General features: G+C 61.8%; 18 protein-coding genes. 3 read left to right on the top strand and 15 right to left on the bottom strand.

The annotated features are described in order from the left end of the window. The first annotated feature begins 18 nt into the window (after positions 1-18). Together UB23_RS25030 and hemE are read left to right on the top strand one after the other, a co-directional pair. Positions 19-1,437, top strand: coding sequence for an FAD-dependent oxidoreductase (locus UB23_RS25030; protein ID WP_045061932.1), 1,419 nt, complete (start codon positions 19-21; stop codon positions 1,435-1,437). 251 nt (positions 1,438-1,688) lie between these two features. Next, positions 1,689-2,756: a uroporphyrinogen decarboxylase gene (gene hemE, locus UB23_RS25025; protein ID WP_045061931.1), complete on the top strand. Its 1,068-nt coding sequence runs from the start codon at positions 1,689-1,691 to the stop codon at positions 2,754-2,756. Between the two features lie 123 nt (positions 2,757-2,879). Here the strand turns inward: hemE and UB23_RS25020 are convergent, their stop codons facing one another. Then, positions 2,880-4,154, bottom strand: a complete 1,275-nt coding sequence (locus UB23_RS25020) for an MFS transporter (protein WP_045061930.1) — start codon at positions 4,152-4,154, stop codon at positions 2,880-2,882. Positions 4,155-4,273: 119 nt separating this feature from the next. On the opposite strand from UB23_RS25020, the gene UB23_RS25015 reads away from it, so the two are divergent. Further along, positions 4,274-5,176 (top strand): LysR family transcriptional regulator, encoded by a 903-nt coding sequence (locus tag UB23_RS25015; RefSeq protein WP_045061929.1) that lies wholly within the window; start codon positions 4,274-4,276, stop codon positions 5,174-5,176. Between the two features lie 66 nt (positions 5,177-5,242). Here the strand turns inward: UB23_RS25015 and UB23_RS25010 are convergent, their stop codons facing one another. Genes UB23_RS25010 through UB23_RS24945 form a run of 14 tightly spaced genes read right to left on the bottom strand, consistent with a single transcriptional unit; the run spans position 5,243 to position 19,099 of the window. Then, complete coding sequence (locus UB23_RS25010; RefSeq protein ID WP_045061928.1) at positions 5,243-6,469, bottom strand: beta-ketoacyl-ACP synthase; 1,227 nt, start codon at positions 6,467-6,469, stop codon at positions 5,243-5,245. Continuing rightward, entirely contained in the window at positions 6,469-7,197 is a 729-nt protein-coding gene (gene fabG, locus UB23_RS25005) for a 3-oxoacyl-ACP reductase FabG (protein ID WP_045061927.1), read from the bottom strand. The genes UB23_RS25010 and fabG overlap by 1 nt, the downstream gene beginning before the upstream one ends. Further along, a complete protein-coding gene (locus UB23_RS25000; protein WP_045061926.1) occupies positions 7,190-7,654 on the bottom strand; it encodes a hotdog family protein in 465 nt (154 codons plus the stop codon). The genes fabG and UB23_RS25000 overlap by 8 nt, the downstream gene beginning before the upstream one ends. Further along, entirely contained in the window at positions 7,651-8,847 is a 1,197-nt protein-coding gene (locus tag UB23_RS24995) for a beta-ketoacyl-[acyl-carrier-protein] synthase family protein (protein WP_045061925.1), read from the bottom strand. The genes UB23_RS25000 and UB23_RS24995 overlap by 4 nt, the downstream gene beginning before the upstream one ends. After that, the gene (locus tag UB23_RS24990; protein WP_082069244.1) at positions 8,844-9,431 is read right to left on the bottom strand and encodes a hypothetical protein; all 588 of its coding nucleotides are present in this window, start codon (positions 9,429-9,431) and stop codon (positions 8,844-8,846) included. The genes UB23_RS24995 and UB23_RS24990 overlap by 4 nt, the downstream gene beginning before the upstream one ends. Further along, the gene (locus tag UB23_RS24985) at positions 9,431-10,156 is read right to left on the bottom strand and encodes a class I SAM-dependent methyltransferase (RefSeq protein WP_045061924.1); all 726 of its coding nucleotides are present in this window, start codon (positions 10,154-10,156) and stop codon (positions 9,431-9,433) included. The genes UB23_RS24990 and UB23_RS24985 overlap by 1 nt, the downstream gene beginning before the upstream one ends. Next, complete coding sequence (locus UB23_RS24980) at positions 10,153-11,400, bottom strand: NAD(P)/FAD-dependent oxidoreductase (RefSeq protein WP_045061923.1); 1,248 nt, start codon at positions 11,398-11,400, stop codon at positions 10,153-10,155. Before UB23_RS24980 ends, UB23_RS24985 begins: the two co-directional genes overlap by 4 nt. Next, complete coding sequence (locus UB23_RS24975; protein ID WP_045061922.1) at positions 11,387-12,547, bottom strand: sodium:proton antiporter; 1,161 nt, start codon at positions 12,545-12,547, stop codon at positions 11,387-11,389. Before UB23_RS24975 ends, UB23_RS24980 begins: the two co-directional genes overlap by 14 nt. Continuing rightward, on the bottom strand, positions 12,544-14,886 hold the full coding sequence (locus UB23_RS24970) for an MMPL family transporter (protein WP_045061921.1): 2,343 nt from the start codon (positions 14,884-14,886) through the stop codon (positions 12,544-12,546). Before UB23_RS24970 ends, UB23_RS24975 begins: the two co-directional genes overlap by 4 nt. Continuing rightward, positions 14,870-15,481 (bottom strand): outer membrane lipoprotein carrier protein LolA, encoded by a 612-nt coding sequence (locus tag UB23_RS24965; protein WP_045061920.1) that lies wholly within the window; start codon positions 15,479-15,481, stop codon positions 14,870-14,872. The genes UB23_RS24970 and UB23_RS24965 overlap by 17 nt, the downstream gene beginning before the upstream one ends. Beyond that, positions 15,478-15,903 (bottom strand): acyl-CoA thioesterase, encoded by a 426-nt coding sequence (locus UB23_RS24960; RefSeq protein ID WP_045061919.1) that lies wholly within the window; start codon positions 15,901-15,903, stop codon positions 15,478-15,480. The genes UB23_RS24965 and UB23_RS24960 overlap by 4 nt, the downstream gene beginning before the upstream one ends. Then, positions 15,896-17,440, bottom strand: a complete 1,545-nt coding sequence (locus tag UB23_RS24955) for an HAL/PAL/TAL family ammonia-lyase (RefSeq protein ID WP_045061918.1) — start codon at positions 17,438-17,440, stop codon at positions 15,896-15,898. Before UB23_RS24955 ends, UB23_RS24960 begins: the two co-directional genes overlap by 8 nt. After that, entirely contained in the window at positions 17,421-18,368 is a 948-nt protein-coding gene (locus tag UB23_RS24950; RefSeq protein ID WP_045061917.1) for an LpxL/LpxP family acyltransferase, read from the bottom strand. The genes UB23_RS24955 and UB23_RS24950 overlap by 20 nt, the downstream gene beginning before the upstream one ends. Further along, the gene (locus UB23_RS24945; protein WP_045061916.1) at positions 18,365-19,099 is read right to left on the bottom strand and encodes a glycosyltransferase family 2 protein; all 735 of its coding nucleotides are present in this window, start codon (positions 19,097-19,099) and stop codon (positions 18,365-18,367) included. The genes UB23_RS24950 and UB23_RS24945 overlap by 4 nt, the downstream gene beginning before the upstream one ends. Between the last annotated feature and the right edge of the window lie 16 nt (positions 19,100-19,115).

Here is a 19,115-nt window from a genome sequence, read left to right as displayed (position 1 = left end):
TTTGATGAGGTTTTAACAATGGCTGAACGTCTGAATAATGACTTCCAGTTCATCGAGGTCGGGCGCAAGGATCCGAAGAAGAAACTGTTGCGTCAACGCAAGAAAGAGTTCGTGGAGATCTACGAACCTTTCAAACCCCAGCATTCGGCCGATCAGGCCCACCGCTGCCTGGGTTGCGGTAACCCGTATTGCGAATGGAAGTGCCCGGTGCACAACTTCATTCCGAACTGGCTGAAGCTGGTGGCCGAGGGCAACATCCTCCAGGCCGCCGAACTGTCGCACCAGACCAACACACTGCCGGAAGTGTGCGGGCGAGTGTGCCCGCAGGATCGTCTGTGCGAGGGGGCGTGCACCCTCAACGACGGCTTCGGCGCAGTGACCATCGGTTCGGTCGAGAAATACATCACCGATACCGCGTTCGCCATGGGCTGGCGCCCGGACATGTCCAAGGTCAAGCCGACCGGCAAGCGTGTTGCGATTATCGGCGCGGGCCCGGCCGGTCTGGGCTGTGCCGACGTACTGGTGCGTGGCGGCGTGACCCCGGTAGTGTTCGACAAGAACCCGGAAATCGGCGGCCTGCTGACCTTCGGCATTCCCGAGTTCAAGCTGGAAAAGACCGTGTTGAGTAATCGTCGCGAAGTCTTCACCGGCATGGGCATCGAGTTCCGCCTGAACACCGAAGTGGGCAAGGACGTGACCGTCGAGCAACTGCTCGAAGAATACGATGCCGTGTTCATGGGCATGGGCACCTACACCTACATGAAGGGCGGCTTTGCCGGTGAGGACCTGCCGGGCGTGCATGACGCGCTCGACTTCCTGATCGCCAACGTTAATCGCAACCTGGGCTTTGAAAAGTCGCCGGAAGATTTCGTCGACATGAAAGGCAAGAAGGTTGTGGTCCTGGGTGGCGGCGACACGGCCATGGACTGCAACCGTACGTCGATTCGCCAGGGTGCCAAATCGGTGACCTGTGCCTATCGTCGCGACGAAGCCAACATGCCGGGCTCGCGCAAAGAGGTGAAGAACGCCAAGGAAGAGGGGGTGAAATTCCTCTACAACCGCCAGCCGATCGCCATTGTCGGTGAAGACCGCGTCGAAGGCGTGAAAGTGGTCGAGACCCGTCTCGGCGAACCGGACGCCCGTGGCCGTCGCAGCCCCGAGCCGATCCCGGGCTCCGAAGAAATCATCCCGGCCGACGCCGTGGTTATCGCCTTCGGTTTCCGCCCTAGCCCGGCGTCGTGGTTTGAACAGCACAGCATCCAGACGGATAGCCAGGGCCGCGTTGTGGCCCCGGAGCAGGGTCAGTACAAACACCAGACCAGCAACCCGAAAATCTTCGCCGGTGGCGATATGGTTCGCGGCTCTGACCTGGTGGTGACGGCGATCTTCGAAGGCCGCAACGCCGCCGAAGGGATCCTGGATTACCTGGGGGTCTAGCCCTCCGGTCCAGACCTGACATGCAATAACCCTGTGGGAGCTGGCCTGCCAGCGATAGCATCACCTCGGACCGACTGACACACCGAGGTGTCCGCATCGCTGGCAGGCCAGCTCCCACATTGGTTTTGTGGTGTTGCGAAAGCCGTGTTCCAGCGCGACAAATTGACCCGATAGACAAAAGGCTGACCTGCAACCGTGCCTTTTGCCTCGCGCTCTGAGAAAATGCCCGCACTTTTTTTCCGGATGCCGACATGACTGCCCTGAAGAACGACCGTTTCCTTCGCGCCCTGCTCAAGCAACCCGTAGACGTCACGCCTGTGTGGATGATGCGTCAGGCCGGTCGCTACTTGCCGGAATACCGCGCCAGCCGTGCCAAGGCCGGTGATTTCATGAGCCTGTGCATGAACCCGGAGTTCGCTTGCGAAGTCACCATGCAGCCGCTCGACCGCTATCCGCAACTGGACGCGGCGATCCTGTTCTCCGACATCCTGACCATTCCTGACGCCATGGGCCAGGGCCTGTACTTCGAGACGGGCGAAGGTCCGCGCTTCAAGAAAGTCGTCAGCACCCTGGCCGACATCGAAGCCCTGCCGATTCCTGATCCGCATAAAGACCTTGGCTACGTCATGGATGCGGTCAGCACCATCCGCCGCGAACTGAACGGTCGTGTGCCGCTGATCGGTTTCTCTGGCAGCCCATGGACCCTGGCCACCTACATGGTCGAAGGCGGCTCGTCGAAAGACTACCGCAAGACCAAAACCATGCTCTACGACAATCCGCAAGCCTTGCACCTGTTACTGGACAAGCTGGCTCAGTCGGTCACCAGCTACCTCAACGGCCAGATCATGGCCGGTGCCCAGGCGGTGCAGATCTTCGATAGCTGGGGCGGGAACCTCTCGGCGGCGGCTTACCAGGAGTTCTCCCTGGCCTACATGCGCAAGATCGTCAGCGGCCTGATCCGCGAACACGAAGGTCGCAAGGTGCCAGTCATCCTGTTCACCAAGGGCGGGGGGCTGTGGCTTGAAAGCATCGCCGATGCCGGCGCTGATGCGTTGGGTCTGGACTGGACCTGTGACATCGGCAGTGCCCGTGATCGTGTCGGCGGCAAAGTTGCGCTGCAGGGCAACATGGACCCTACCGTGCTCTACGCCAATCCTGAAGCCATTCGTACCGAAGTCGGGCGGATTCTCGCCAGCTACGGCAAGGGCAGCGGGCACGTATTCAATCTCGGCCATGGCATTACACCGGAGGTCAATCCGGAACACGCCGGCGCGTTCCTGCGCGCGGTGCATGAGTTGTCGGCGCAGTATCACGAGTAGTCGTCGCCCAATAGAAAACGCCCGGCTCGTGCCGGGCGTTTTTGTTTGGAACACGATCAAAAGATCGCAGCCTGCGGCAGCTCCCATACTGTAGGAGCTGCCGAAGGCTGCGATCTTCTGCTTTTAAGCTTTAACACCACCCAGCGGCGGCAATTTCGCCAACTTCAATGCCACCAGCAGCGCAATCACCAGCAAGGTACCCACGAACAACCCGATCCCGTTCCAGCCACCCAGGTGCCAGAACACACCGCCCGCCGTCCCGGCAATGCTCGACCCGGCGTAATAGCTGAACAGGTACAGCGACGACGCCTGGCCCTTGGCCCTGGTTGCGCGTCGGCCAATCCAGCTGCTCGCTACCGAATGCGCGCCGAAGAAGCCGAAGGTGAAAATCAGCATACCGATGATCACCACCGGCAGTGACGTGAACATCGTCAGGGCGAGGCCGCCGATCATCAATACGATGGTCGACCAGAGCACTTTGCGGCGCCCCAGTTTGTCGGCCAGCGAACCTATTTTTGCCGAACTGTAGATCCCCGACAGATACACCACCGACAGCAGCCCGACGAAGGCTTGTTCCATGTGGTACGGCTCGGCCAGCAGCCGATAGCCGATGTAGTTGAACAAGGTGACAAAGGCCCCCATCAGCACAAAGGCTTCAAGAAACAGCAGCGGCAAACCGGCGTCACGAAAATGCATGGTGAAACCGTCGACCAGGCTGCGTGGGTGCAGCGAACGTGGACGGAAGTTGCGTGATTCCGGAAGTATTTTCCAGAACACTGCCGCTGCAATCAGCGCCAGGCCCCCGATGACCAGCATTGCGGTATGCCAGCTGACGAAGTCGATCAACACCCCGGTGATCAGGCGTCCGCTCATCCCGCCAATCGCATTGCCGCCGATGTACAGCCCCATGGCGAGTCCGATGTGCTGCGGGTGGATCTCTTCGCTCAGATAAGTCATGGCCACCGCGGCCAGGCCACTCAATGACAAGCCGATCAGCGCGCGCATCAGCAACACGCCGTGCCAGCTTGGCATCATCGAGCTGGCGATGGTGCACAGCGCCGCTGCCAATAGCGCGGCGACCATCACCGGCTTGCGTCCGACCCGATCGGAAATGGGCCCGGTGATCAGCAGGCCGATGGCGAGCATGCCAGTGGCCACCGAGAGAATCAGGCTGCTCTGGGCTGCATTGATCGAATATTCATGGGACAGCAGCGGCATCATCGGCTGCACGCAATACAGCAGGGCGAACGTCGCAAAGCCACCGCAGAACAACGCCAGCACTGTGCGAATGAACATCGGCGTGCCTTTCTCGATGTAAATCTCCTTGAGCTCGGCAGCGACATCATCCACTGCGCAAGGTGGGACTTCATGGGCGAGTGGCGCAACAACAGTTTTCACTTCGGACCTCGGGAGCGGGCAGCCGGTCAGGCAATGAAAAAAGCATATAGCTGCCTAATGATTCAATCCAATATATTATTCGACCTGTTTAAGAGCTTTTGCGACCTAATGAGGTTTTCATGGAATTGCGTCACCTTCGTTACTTCATTGCCGTCGCTGAAGAACTGCACTTCGGCCGCGCCGCACAGGTGCTGGGCATCTCGCAACCGCCCTTGAGCCAGCAGATTCAGGCACTGGAGCAAGAGGTAGGGGCGCGGTTGTTTGAGCGTACCAATCGTCGGGTCGAGCTTAGCGAGGCGGGCCGGCTGTTTCTGCAGGAGGCGCGGCTGGTGCTGGCGCAGGTCGACAAAGCCGCCGACGTTGCCCGTCGGGCGCAACTGGGCGAACTGGGGGAGCTGAAAATCGGCTTTACCTCATCGGCGCCATTCAACTCGACCATCCCCCAGGCGATTTTCGCGTTCCGCCAGCGCTTCCCGGCGGTGCATTTGAACCTTCGGGAAATGAGCAGTACCCAGGTGGCCGATGCGCTGGTTGATGAGTCGATTGAAGTCGGCATCATGCGCCCGCTGGGGCTGCCGGATTCCCTCAGCGTGGTCGAGCTGATGAGTGAACCGCTGGTGGCGGTACTCAGCTCCAAACATCCGCTGGTGAACGGCAGCGAGGAGGGGTTGTTCCTGTCAGCCTTGGCCCTCGAACCTTTCGTGTTTTTCCCGCGCAGCTATGGCAGCGGCCTTTACGCGCAACTGCTGAACTTGGCCCGCGACTCCGGTTTCAGTCCGCACTTCGCCCAGGAGGCCGGCGAGGCGATGACCATTATCGGGTTGGTGGCCGCAGGGTTGGGCGTTTCGGTGCTGCCGGCGTCTTATCAGCGGATGCGGATTGACGGAGTCGTGTACCGGCCCTTGCTCGATCCGGCGGCGGTGTCGGCGGTGTGGCTGGTGCAGCGCAAGGACCAGAAATCGCCGATGGCGCGGGCGTTTGTGGAGTTGTTGACGAGGAAGGTCGAGCCGCTGCAAGCGTGACTGCTTTGGCTCGTGTTCACCCCGTAGGAGCTGCCGAAGGCTGCGATTTTTTGATCTTTATGTGTTTCAAGACCAGCGCCGAAAAATCAGCGAAGTATTCACCCCGCCAAACGCAAAATTATTGTTCATCACATACTGATTACTCATCTGCCGAAATTCGCCGCGCAGGTAATCGAGCTTGCCGCAGTGCGGGTCGATGTCGTCCAGATTGAAGGTGTGGGCATACAGGTCGCTGTTCATCATTTCGATGCTGAACCACGACTCCAGTGCGCCACAGGCGCCGAGGGTGTGGCCAAGGAAACTCTTCTGCGAACTGATAGGCATGTGCTCGCCAAACAGCGCGCTGGTCGCCAGGGTCTCGGCGATGTCGCCTTGTTCCGTGGCAGTGCCGTGGCCGTTCACGTAGCCGATGTTGGAAGGCTGCAGGCCCGCGTCTTCCAACGCCAGTTCCATGGCCCGGCGCATGGTGACCTGCTCCGGACGGGTGGTGTGCTGACCGTCTGCGTTGCTGCCAAAGCCGACCAGTTCGGCGTGAATGCGCGCGCCGCGGGCCAGTGCGTGTTCCAGTTCTTCGAGCACCAGCATGCCGCTGCCTTCACCAATCACCAGGCCGTCGCGGCCCTTGTCGTAAGGGCGCGGCGTGGTCTGCGGGGCGTCGTTTTTCAGGCTGGTGGCGTAGAGCGCGTCGAAGACCATGGCTTCGGTGGGGCACAGCTCTTCGGCACCGCCGGCAAGCATCAGCGGCAGGCGGCCGAACTTGATCGATTCGTAGGCGTAGCCAATGCCCTGGCTGCCGCTGGTGCAGGCGCTGGACGTGGGGATCAGGCGTCCTGTGAGGCCGAAGAAGATGCTGATGTTCGCCGCCGTGGTGTGCGGCATCATGCGCACGTAGGAATTGGCGTTGAGCCCCTCGGCCACCGAGTTGAGCAGCATATTGCCGAACGCTTTGATTTCGTCGGTGCTGCCAGTGGACGAGCCGCACGCCACGCCCATGCGTCCGTCCTTGATCGATGCATCGCCCAGCAACCCGGCATCGGCCAGAGCCTGCTCCGCGGCACCTACCGCCAGGCGCGATACCCGGCCCATGCTGCGCAGTTGCTTGCGGGTCCAGTGGGCGGGCACCTTGAAGTCATCAATGGGCCCGGCCAGGCGAGTGTTGAGCTCGGTGAAACGGTCCCACTCGTCCATCCGGCGGATGCCGCTGCGGTTGGCCGCGAAGTTGCCGGCTATGGTTTCCCAGTTGCTGCCCAATGAGGTGATACCGGCCATGCCGGTGACGACGACGCGCTTCATCAGCACAGGCCTCCATTGACGGCCAGAACCTGGCGGGTGATGTACGACGCTTCCGCCGACATCAGGAAATTCACCGCGCCGGCCACCTCTTCTGGGGTGCCCATGCGCTGTGCGGGGATCATCTTCATCAGTTCTTCCACCGGCACGTTTTCATCGAGCATCGCCGTGTCGATCAGGCCGGGTGCGACACAGTTGACGGTGATCTTGCGTTTGCCCAGCTCGATCGCCAGGGCTTTCGCCGCGCCGATCAAACCCGCCTTGGAAGCGCTGTAGTTGACCTGGCCACGGTTGCCGATCAGTCCCGATACCGAGGTAATGCACACAATGCGCCCGGCCGCACGGCGGCGGATCATTGGCATCATCACCGGGTGCAGCACATTGTAGAAACCGTCCAGGTTGGTACGCATCACCACATCCCAATCATCCTCGCTCAGCGCCGGAAAAGCACCGTCGCGGGTCAGTCCGGCGTTGAGCACCACGCCGTAATAGGCACCGTGGGTTTCTACGTCCGCTTCAAGGATGACCCTGCAGCTGGCGCGGTCGGACACATCGAATTGCAGTATGCGGGCTTTTCGCCCCAAGGCTTCGACCTCTTTCTTGACCGCGCCAGCTTCCGCCAGGCCACTGCGGCAATGCAGCACGATGTCATGGCCGGCCTGGGCCAGACGCAGGGCAATGGCGCGCCCGATACCACGGCTGGAACCGGTGACCAGTATGGATTCAGTCATGACTGGACTCCTTTGATTCATCAAGATATTGCGCGGCCTGAGGCGGGCGGAACACGTTCAGACGAGCGGTGGCGTGGATGCCGGGGGCATTGATATGACATTCGAATACACCCATGCCGTTCTCATCTTCCAGTGAGCGCAGCCCGTGTATGGTCAGCTCGGTGCCGACCGGGAAGTGTTCCACATTGCATTCGAACTTGCGGGTGCCGAGCAGGAAACCCAGCGCGACCGCGTCGCCGCGCTGGCGGGCGTGACAGCCGGCATAGGCGGCGACGCTCTGGGCCATCAGCTCGATGCCGACCCAGGCCGGCAAGCTGCCGTCGGGGCGGCTGAACAGGCCTTCAGGCCTGACCTCCAGGCGGGTGTGGATCTGCTCATCATCGAACGACAGGATCTGTTCGATCAGGATCATGTCGCCAGCGTGCGGCAGCAGTTCGGCGAGCGGCCAGTCGATCATGGTGCGTCTCCTATTATCAGGCTGACGTTATTGCCACCGAAAGCGAAGGAATTGCTCATCAGGTAGCGCGGTGCAATGGACGACAGGCGATCCGTCCTGGTCACCCAGTTCAGAGGTGGCAGGTCAGGGTCGGGTTGACCATCCCAGACATGCGGCGCCATGGCGTGCTGCAGATTGTCCTTGCACAGGCTCAGCCAGCAGAACGCAGCTTCCAGGGCGCCCGCTGCGCCGAGGGTGTGGCCGGTCAGCGGTTTGGTCGACGAGCAGGGCACCCCATCCGGGAACAGGGTTGTCACCGCCAGGCTTTCCATCGAATCATTATGTTGTGTGGCCGTGCCGTGCAGGTTCAGGTAGGCAATCTGGGACGGTTGCAGATTCGCACGATCCAGGGCCTTGCGCATGGCCTGCAGGGCGCCGCGGCCAGCCGGTTCCGGCGCGGAAATATGGTGTGCATCGGAACTCGCACCGCTGCCCAGCAGCGCAATCGACGGGCTGCCGCCGGGCTGTCTGGTCATCAGGAACAGTACGGCCGCTTCGCCGATGTTGATGCCGTTGCGATTGACTGAAAACGGGTTGCAGCGCTGACCGGACACGGCCTCCAGCGCCGAGAAACCGTTGAGGGTCAGTTTGCACAGGCTGTCGACTCCGCCGCACAGCACCGCATCGCACAACCCCATGTTCAACAGGCGCTGGGCGCTCATCAGCGCCCGGGCACTTGAGGTGCACGCGGTAGAGATGACATAGGCCGGACCGCTGGTTTGCAGCCAGTCGGCGAGGAAATTCGCCGGCGCCCCGAGTTCCTGTTGCTGGTAGTTGTAGTCAGCGGGAAACACCTCCTCGCGAATGTAATGGGCCAGGCCGCGGCTGGCTTCGTCTATGCCTGAAGTGCTGGTGCCCAGGACCACGCCAATGCGATGGCGGCCGTAGGTCGCAATCGCCTGGTCAATGTCCTCGCGAATCTGCAGGGCGGCTTCCAGCAGCAGCTGATTGTTGCGGCTGGCTTGCTCCGACAGTTCGACAGGGATGGCCACGAGGTCGCCGCGCACAGCCGCCACCGGCACCGTACGATCGACAATCCAGCCGGCTTCGTCGCGCATTCCGGAGCAGTCGCCGGCAAACAGGTTGCGGCTGACCTCCTCCTTGCCCCGGCCCAGGGCGCAAATCACCCCCAGGGCGTTTAAATAGGCCGTCATGGCGTGTCCCCGCTCAGGGGCGTGACCTGGTATTTCGGACCTTTGGGTAGGGTCAGATCGAAGTTTTGCGATTGCCTGTAGCGCACGTCCCAACGCTCGGGCAATGACCGTTGCGTACCGTGTTGCCAGGCGGTCGGATAGTTGCCTTGCAATTGATCCCTGGGGGTCAGCGCAAACAGCAACGCGGCGAACAGTTCCCGCGCTTCGGCATTGGGTGGCAGCAGGCCGTCGGCGTGCCATGCGCCGTCGACCAGTTTCTGCCGGGCTTGGGGAATGCCCAGCAGGTCCATCAGCGACCAGCGAATGCCCGGCCCTTCGCGCTGGATCACCAGTACCCAGTCCAGGCGCTGGTCGGCTTGCAGGCGCTGGATATGCAGTTGCATGGGCAGCGGCAGGTCAGGCGTTTGCTCGGGCAGCGGCGCGCGGCTGGTGCAGGCGCTCAGCAGCACTGTACCGAGCAGCAAAAATGCGGGAACGAGCCTGCTCGCGATGGCGGCGAAGTAATCAACAATCCAGTTGCCTGACCCCTCGCTATCGCGAGCAGGCTCACTCCTGCAGGATTGCGCGGCGTTGAAAATACTCATCAAACGGCACCTTCAAGCGGTTTGCGCGCCACCACATTGACCAGGGTTTCTTCCCGCTCACCAGCGGCTTTTGGCCGTTGCAGGCCCAGGCGCTCCAGTAGGCCAAAATCCCTGGCGCGACTCCACCACAGGTATGGGTAGGACACGTTCTGCGGGCCGAACTCGAAACCCTGTTGGCGAATCATCTGCAGATAACCGGCGGCACTTTTTTGCACATGCATGGGATGGCGAAACAACCAGCGAATCACCCAGGTATCAATGTAAGCCTCGGTGGATTCGGCGAACAGCAGATACCCACCAGGTTTCAATACTCGATAGAACTCGGCCAGGGCCAGGTCCTGCTCCACCAGGTGATGGAACGTCTGGTGACAGAACAACAGGTCGACACTGGCGTCCGGCAGTTGAATGCTCGCGCAGTCACTGCCGATCAGTTCCACTTCGATGCACTGGCGAGCGGCTTCTTCACGGCTGAGTTCGAGACTGTGAGGGTCGGCATCCAGGCCTGTAAGGCGTTGCGGTGCAAAGGTCTGGTGCAACAGCTGGAACGACTTGCCCTGGCCACAACCGGCATCGAGCAGCACGGGATGAGCGGGTGGTGGTTCGCTGAACAGGCTGCGCAGGTCATTGATCGCCACCCGCAACACGTGGTGCTGCCAGGTGTGGCTGCGCAGGAACCAGAAACCGAAGCGGGTTTCCTCGACGTAATTGTCGCTCAGGAAACTCATGTGGCGTCCCTTGCGCACAGTTCCGAGAGCATCCGCAGCCGGCGTTTGGGTTCGGCCACGAACGGGTTGCGTTCGTCCCAGGCATAACCGGCGAGGATCGCGCTGATCATGCGGCGAATGTCCGGTGAACTGCCCGGATGGTAGATCACGTCCTGGAAGGTTCCGGCGTACCAGCCTTCCACGTAGCAGCGAAACGTATCGACGCCACGCTTGAGCGGGACGGCAAAGTCGCTTTCCCAGTCGACATTTTCACCCTGCAGTTGGCGATGCAGTACCGCAGCGGCCATGCTCGCCGAGCGCATGGCAATGGTCACGCCGGAGGAAAACACCGGGTCCAGGAATTCGGCAGCGTTACCCAGCAGCGCGAAGCCGGGCCCGTGCAGGGATTTGACGTTGGCCGAATAACCACCGATGGTGCGCGCGGGGGTGTCCCAGACTGCGTTGTCGAGCACGGCCGACAGGCTTGGGGTTTCGGCGATAAAACCACGCAGGCAGTCGTCCAGATTGTCTGCGCGCCCCGCGAAATGTTCCGCCGCCGCGACCACGCCCACAGAGCACCGGCCATTGCTGAACGGGATGGTCCAGAACCAGATATCGCGCTGGGTTGGATGGGTGGTGACGAGGATTTTGCTGCGATCGAAGGCCGGATTGTCGATATGGTCTTCGACATGGGTGAACACGGCCTGGCGCACCGGAAAGTTCGACGGCGCTTCGAGGTCGAGCAGGCGCGGCAGGACCCGCCCGTAGCCGCTGGCATCGAGTATGAATTGGGCTTCTATGCGGTACTCGCTGCCATCTTCGCGCAGCACGCCGAGCTGAGGTTTTGCCGGGTCGGCCACCACGCTGACGATGGTTTCACCGTAGCGGATTTCGACGCCTTGCAGCGCTGCCTGGTCCGCCAGCAGCTTGTCGAAATCGGCGCGCAGCACCTGGAAGGTGGTCGGTTTGCCGTTGCTGAAGGTGTCGCCAAAGTCGAACGCGCTGTACTGCTCGCCCCAGGCGAAGGCCGCCCCGGTTTTCAGTTGGAAACCGGCGGCGTTTACTGCATCGAGCATGCCCGCTTCCTCGACGAAGTCGAGGCAGTGGGACAGCAGGCTTTCACCAATGGAAAACCTCGGGAAATGCTGACGCTCGATCATCAGCACATCATGCCCTTTGCGTTTGAGCAAAGCGCCGGCGATGGCACCCGAAGGGCCTGCGCCGATGACAACCACCTGGCGACGTTCCGTTTCAACTGTTGGCATGGGGGGTCCTTGCCGGGGCGGCGATGTTCATGGGGATTCGGTGCATGCCGACCAGTGCCGGCAGCAATGTCGCGATCAGTCCCATCAGCATCAGCGCAAAATACAGCGCCGGGCTGATGAGATGTTGTTGCAGCAGCAGGTTGAGAAAGACGATCTCGCTCAAACCGCGAATATTCAGCAGAACACTTTCCCGCCAGCGACTGGCGCCTTCAAACGAAGCACCGGCCCAGCCCAGGCCCAGCCAGTTGCCCAGCAATTTGCTGGCTATCGGCAACACCAGCAACGCTGCCAGCTGCCCCCAGCCAAGGCTGGCCATGGCGCTATGGACGTCGATTTGCACGATGCCGAACGTGAGAATGAGCGGGATCGCGATGTTCGTCTGCAACCGACTCATCCAGGCCGCCGGCAGCGGCAGGACTAATGGCACTTTCAAGGCCGCCATGCACAGCAGGTAGCCGATGCCGAGAATCAGTGCATTGAGCTTGAAGTGTTCGGCAACCACCAGCAGCGCGAAGAAACAGCCGCTGTGCAACAACGGTTGGCGCATGCCGAGCAGGCTCAGCAGTAACGGCAGGCAGGCTCCTGCCAATGGCAGCAGCAGACCGCTCAAGTGCAGGCTGCCCTGGGCGATGGCGAACAGGGTCCAGCACGTGAGGTCGATCAGGATGGCGGTCTGCACCAGGCGTCGCGTCGCAGCGCTCGGGTAGTTGATGTGTCGCAAGTACAGGTACAACACGGGAATTGCGGTGATGGCGAACAGCAGGCCGACTGCCAGCGAGCTGATCCAGGGCTGCGCGGGCAACAGCCATACCGCAGTAGCCAGTCCGCAAGCGAAGGGAATGCAGAAACTCGGCAGGGCAATTTTCAGGCTCTGGCGGTCCAGACGCAGGTCGATGACGTCACTGAGGATATGCCCCAGTAACAGGGCAAAACTCAGGCTGTAGAGGTTTTTCAGCCAGGCCGGCGAGACAAGCTGGGCGCCACTCAATTGCCAGCCGGGCTCGATCCAGAAGTACATCAACAGCGGCAAACCGATGGTGGCCAGCAGCAACTGGCTGACAATAGGGATCAGGCCAAAGCGGCGCCCGACGTAGGTCGCCAGGGCAAACAGACTCAGGGCCAGAATCCAGAACAGGGCGATCATCATGCCACCGACTCCGCCGTTTCAACCGCATGACTCTGGCGGCCAGCCCACGGCGCCAGCATGAAACTGAACACCAGCCCCAGGCTCACGGACAGGCCGAAGTTGCTCACCGCAGGCGTGCTCGACACGGCCAGCAGACCGAATGACAGCCAAGTGGTCAGCGCCGCCAGCAAGGTGCCCAGCAGGCTCACTGCCGCCCCCCCGACCTGCTCGCGCATGAGGATCGCGTAGTCGACGCTGATGGCGGTGACCAATAGCAGGCCAAACAGGCTGAACAATGTCAGCGGCTGCCCCAGCCAGCCCAGACCGGCCAGGCTGCACAGCGCGGCCAGCAGCGGCAGAGTGACAATGCGCAAGGCGCCGCCAAGGCCGAACGGCAGGATCAGCACCAGCACGATCAGCACGCAGGAGGCCAGTTTCAACTCGGCGGCGTTGATCTGGGTCGCGGCGAAGACGCTGTTCAATTCACCCAGGCGATCGACCAGCTCCACACCCGGCAGGTCCAGGGCCTGAACCTGCAGCAGCGCGGGGTTATTCAAGCCTTGCAGGCTGACCATCGCCGCTACGCCTCCGTCATCGGTCGAACCCAGCCACAGGGCACGATAGGGCTCTGCCAGCGGGCCGCGTAGCGCCGTGTCGACATCCTGGATCGGCAACGCGCGCAAGCTCTCGAGTTCGGCTTGCAGTGCTGCCACCGGCACGCCGAGATCAAGCAACGGCTGCCAGTGTTGCGCCAGTTTGTTCAGCGCTTCGCGAACCTGTACCTGTTCGCTGGGCGGGCTGACCAGTTGATTGAGGGACAGGTAACCCTGGAGTTTCTCCAGGTTGACCAGTTGATCGAGTCGCTCGCTCAGCGCGTTCTGGCGTTCGAGCAATTGCTGCTGATCGGCCGCGCGCACCAGGAAGAACTGGCTGGTGGGCTGATAGCCGGTGATCCGGGCAATGGTCTGGGCTTCGTCCGTCAGCTGCTGGGGCGCGCCGACCCATTGGCGAATATCGTTCTTGCTGTCGAGCTGCAGCAGGCCGGCGACGCAGAAGGCGACCAGCACTGCCAGCAATACCGGGGTGCTGGCCCGCTTGAGCAGTGCTTCGCGGCACAGCAGCAGGCTTTCGCAAACCCTTAACGGCCATTGAGCAGGGCGCAATTGCACACCCTTCAGCAATGCCGGTAGCAGGCATACCGCGCACAAGTAGGCGCCGATCAGACCCGCTGCGGAGAACACCGCGATCTGGGTCAGCGCTGGAAACGGAGTCCAGGCCAGGGCGAGGTAACCGATGCAACTGGTGATCAGGCTCAGCGTCAGGCCGGGCAAGGTCAGGCGCAGGGCTGGCCAGCTGCGCCAGGGTTTCAGGCTCCAGCTTTTGGACAGGTAATGCAGCGGGTAGTCGACCGCCACGCCGATCAGGCTCGAACCGAGCACCAGCGTCATCACATGCATATGGCCGAACAGGGCGACGCAGGCCACCGCACCGAAGAGCATGCCCACCAGCACCGGGACAAAGGCGAGCAAGACGCGCCAGCGCCGGAAGGCCAGCAGTAGCAATAATAGAATGCCGATCGTGGCGCCGCCGCCGACCCAGGTCATTTCGCGGGTGGCTTGCTGCTGGCCGTTTGCGGCATAGAGCAGGCCGCTGGCCGCCAACAGTTGTACCTTGGCCTGGGCGGCTTCGGCACGGCTGCTTTGGAGCAGTTCGGCGACCTGCAGGGGCAGCTTCATGTCGAATGCATTGCCGGTGGTGCGCGCGCGCAGCAGCACCCAGCTTATTCCGTCAGTATCAGCCACCAGCGCACCGCTGCCGATGTCCAGTTGTACGGCGCCGTGTTGGGGCTGGCTGTTCTGGATGCGTCCGGTTAACCCTAGCCAGTCTTCCTGGCTGGGTACCAGACTGAAACCGGTGAAGGGGTCGAAGAGGCCTTGCACGCGCTGCTGGATGAACGCTTCGGGGTGCTCGATCAACTCCTGGCGATCTTCGACCGAGAGCATCGCCAGGCGACCCTCCAGCAGCTGGGTGCGCAGCGCCGGCAAGTCGGCTTGCAGGTTCCACTGGACCTTTTCGAACAGGCCGCTGGCTTGCCATTGCTCGCCGAGTTGCTGCGCCATGGCCACGGCCTGTTGGCGATCAGCGTGGCCGACCAGCACCAGCATCTCGCGGTTCAACGGTTCCTGCATGCGCTGCTCGGCGCGTGACTCCAGTGCATCCGGTGCCGTGCCTGGTACCAGCTCCATCAGGTTGGCCGACAGCGGTGGGCCGTTACGCCATTGCCAACCGGCCAGCGCCAGTACCACCAGTAGCAGGATCAGGAAAATCTGCGGGAGCCTGCGTTCACTCGGCAAAGTCATGTTGCTCCGAGTCGCTCAACGGTTGCGCGGCGGTACTGTCCTGCATGCGTAAAAGGGTGCTGTCGCCCTGGGTTTCAAGCAGTTCGATACTGTGCACCAACTCGGCCCCGGCAATGTTGATCTGGTTGAACACCTGCTTTAACAGCAGCGAACGCGGGATCAGGGTCAACTTCCAGTCCTGTGCATCGCCACTGAGCGACAGGTCGAAGTCTCGTTGCAGCCCGCTGCTGTCACCTTGCAGCACCGCGAGGAACAAACGGTTCTGCTCGGCTCCGGCGCTTTTGCCCGGCAGCATTTGCCAGCCGTTACCTTCGCGCCGGGCGATGCCCTTGGCGGTGATCCGATAATCCTGCTGCAGCGGTGTTCTGAGCAGCCAGAGCAGGCCGTGGTTTTTCGCCAGGACGAATGTGCCCTTGCTGGTCAGCGGCTGGGGCAGGGCGCGCAGGTGTTTTTCCTGGATGAAACTGCCGTGGATCACGTCAGGTTTGCCCAGTTGATCGCTGAGCTGCTGCAGATCAAAAGCCTGGGCCAGTGAAGTACCCAGCAGCATGACGCCTGCCACCAGAAATTTGCAGCAGGTTGTCCGCCAGTTCATTCGAGCACCTTTTCCACTGCATCGGTAAAGATCTTGGGTGAAGCCAGTTGCATTTCGCGATTGCTCATATCGACGGCGACCTGCACGGATACAGCGCGGGTCAGGCGTTCGCCGGTTTCCAGGTCGGTGATCAGGTAGTTGATCTTCAACCGGTTCTCCCATTCCACCAGGTTCGCCCGGACGTTGAGCTTCTGACCGAACACCGCGCCACGTACATACCGCAGCTGCAGGTCGATCACCGGCCAGGCGTAGCCCGACTCGACCATGGCGCTGTAGTTGTGGCCGATTCGGTCCAGCAACGCACAGCGGGCGACTTCCAGGTATTTGATGTAATGGCCGTGCCAGACGACGTGCATGGTGTCGACGTCGAAGAACGGCACGAGGATTTGCGTATCGATGTGAAGCACACCCTTGCTACGCATGCAGCCTCCAGTGTTGTTCGGCGATACGCTGCAGGCACAGGCGCAACTCGCTCTCCAGGGCCCGGTCCTCGATGACCGGCGGGAAATCTTCAGCCAGCTGCGCGTGCATGGCGGCAAGTGCCGGCGGCAATGTACGCGCGTCCTCGGCTTTACTGCGTAACCAGACGCCCTGGTTGGCGGCCAGCAGCGTCGCGGCAGCCACTTGTTCGGTCAGCTCCAGCACGCGAATCGCATCCCGTGCAGCGATGGTGCCCATGCTCACCTTGTCCTGATTGTGGCACTCGGTGGAGCGGGAAAAGACGCTGGCCGGCATGGTGTTCTTCAGGGCTTCCGCAGTCCACGCGCTCGTACCGATCTGCACCGCCTTGAAGCCGTGATTGAGCATCGCCCGATCAGCCGTGGCACCCGACAGATTGCTCGGCAAGCCATGGTTGTAGCGCTCGTCGACCAACAGTGCGAGCTGACGATCGAGCAGGTCGGCGACGTTGGCAACCAGGGTCTTCAGGCTATCCATCGCAAAGGCGATGTGGCCGCCGTAGAAATGACCGCCGTGCAGTACCCGCTCGGCTTCAGCGTCGATGATCGGATTGTCGTTGGCGCTGTTGAGTTCTATTTCGATGAACGAGCGCAACCAGTTCAGGCTATCGGCCAATACGCCGAGCACGTGGGGCGCACACCGCAGGGAATAGCGATCCTGCAGGCGATGCAGCGGTGCGGTGGGAGCGTCGATAGCCAGGTCCTTGCGCAGCCATGCAGCGACCTGCGTCTGCCCCGGATGGGGTTTCGCGGCGAACAGGCGCTCGTCGAAGTGTTCCGGATTGCCTTGCAGCGCCACCACGTTCATTGCGGTGATGCGGGTGGCCAGTTGCAGCAGGTAATCGGCTCGCGCGTAGGCCAGGCAGGCGAGGCCCGTCATGACGGCGGTACCGTTCATCAATGCCAGGGCTTCCTTGGGCCTGAGCACCAGGGGTTCCCAGCCCAGTTCGCGATGGACGTCGGCCGCTGGCCGGCGTTCGCCACCAAACATGACTTCGCGCTCGCCGGACAACGTCGCGGCGACATACGACAACGGGGTCAGGTCGCCGCTGGCGCCCACCGAGCCTTCCTCCGGTATCAGCGGCAGGATGTCGTGTGCAAGGAAGGCCTGGAGGCGCTCCAGCAGTTCCACGCGAACCCCCGACACACCCTGGCACAGCGACTGCAGGCGTGCAGCGAGCACGGCGCGGGTCGCCTGGGCGTCGAGTAACTTGCCCAGGCCGCAACCGTGGAATGTGTACAGGTGACGAGGCAGCGCCTCGACGTGATGCAGCGGCACCGCGACTACGCAGGAGTCGCCATAGCCGGTAGTCACGCCGTAAATCACCCCTTCCTTGTCCAGCAGCGAATCCAGGAACTGCGGGCCTTTGGCGATGCGCTGGCGAAACAGGGCGTCGCCTTGCAACTGCACAGGCACCTGGCGGTTGGCCAGGGCCCGTACATCTTCAATACGCAGGGGGAGTTCGCCGAAGGTTACCGGCTCAAGCGTTGGCGTCGTCATCGGTCTTCCAGAAAGGGTAAAAGTTGAACCATTGTTGTGGTGCTTCGAGGCAATAGTGACCCAAGCGTTCGGCGTAGCGGCTCGCCCACTGATGAATGACCTGTTCGCGCTCGCTGCGTTTCCAGGTCACGGCATCGGTGAACGGCTCGAGTGTCAGTCGATAATCGCCCGTTGGCTTCTTCAGGCACAACAACAGGTTTACCGGGCATTTGAGCAGGCCAGCCAGCAGCCATGGGCCCTGGGGAAATGCGGCCTGATGGCCGAGAAAGTCCACCGTGACGCTACGCCCGCCATGCAGTGGGACACGATCGCCGGCAATTGCCAGCCACTCGCCACGTTCCAGGCGCTCGTGCAGTTGCAGCATAATCACCGGGTCAAGCTCGCTCACCTGAATCAGGCGCAAGTTGGTCGCGCCGGCTTCGCCCAGCAGTCGGTTGAACTGCTCGGCATGCTTGGTGTGCACCAGCACGTTCATGGTGACCTTTTCGCCGATCTCCGCCAAGGCGCGGCACACCTCGAGATTGCCCAGGTGCGCACCCACCAGCATCTGGCCGCGGGAGCCACGCAATTGACCGCGCAGCAGGGCGGGGTCGATGATTTCGATCTGCTCGATGCTCAGCTTGCCGTTCCAGACGTCGAGTTTGTCGAGCATCGAGTCGGCAAATGCCATGAATTGGCCGAAGACGCGCCAGTGGGTCGGGCGCAATTCGCTGCGCCCGCTCCAGTCGGCAAGCCGTTGCTGGTATTGCCAGGCGCTGCGGCGAGCGCTTCGACCAAAGAGGAAAAAGTACAGGACGATGCCATACAACAGTGGGCTCAACAGGCGCCGACCCAGCACCCGGGCACCGAATGCCGTGAGCTTCATCAGCCAGAAACTGCCGCGCTCCTCACGGTCGGCCCAGTGCGCCTTGTTGGAGTTGCTGCTCATGTGCGCCACCGCTGCCAGAGCATCGCCGGCGCGCGCAACAACATGCCGAAAAACAGCCGCGTGTGCATGCTCGATATCAGTACGTTGTCGTGGAGCAGGCGAAAGTGTGAAACGCCATCCAGCGGATAATGAACCCGTGTAGGCCGCCACAGCATCGGTTGATTGCGCCAGGCCAGGCGCACCAGGATGTCCGAGTCGAAATCCATGCGCTTGCCGATTTTCGCCGAGTCGATCAAGGCCAGTACGGGCGGCAACGGATACACGCGAAAGCCGCACATCGAGTCGCGAATCTGCAGCGACAGTGTGTTGATCCAGACCATCACGTGGGTCAGGTAGCGGGCATACAGGCGGCCCTTGGGGACGCTTGCGTCGTATTGCGGGTACCCGCAGATAATCGCTTCGGGGTGGGCGCGAGACTGCTCGATGAAGGTGCCGATGTCCTGCAGGTCGTGCTGGCCGTCGGCATCCACCTGCAATGCGTGAGTGAACCCCAGGCGCGCGGCTTCGCGCAGACCGGTCATGACCGCACCGCCCTTGCCCTGGTTGGCGGCGAGGCGAATCAGGAATACCTTTTCGCGCAGCGCCAGGTGATCGAGCACTTTTGCACAGGACGGGGCGCTGGCATCGTCCACCAGGATGCAGGGAAGACCGCTGCCAAGTACCGCCTCGACCACGGTGGTAATCGCGGTTTCGTGGTTGTAGACCGGGATGACGGCGCAAGGGTTATGCATGAGCACATCCCCCTGG

Origin of the sequence: Pseudomonas sp. ES3-33, from assembly GCF_000952175.1 — a bacterium.
Lineage (GTDB): Bacteria > Pseudomonadota > Gammaproteobacteria > Pseudomonadales > Pseudomonadaceae > Aquipseudomonas > Aquipseudomonas gregormendelii.
This window is presented reverse-complemented; position numbering and strand designations above follow the sequence as displayed.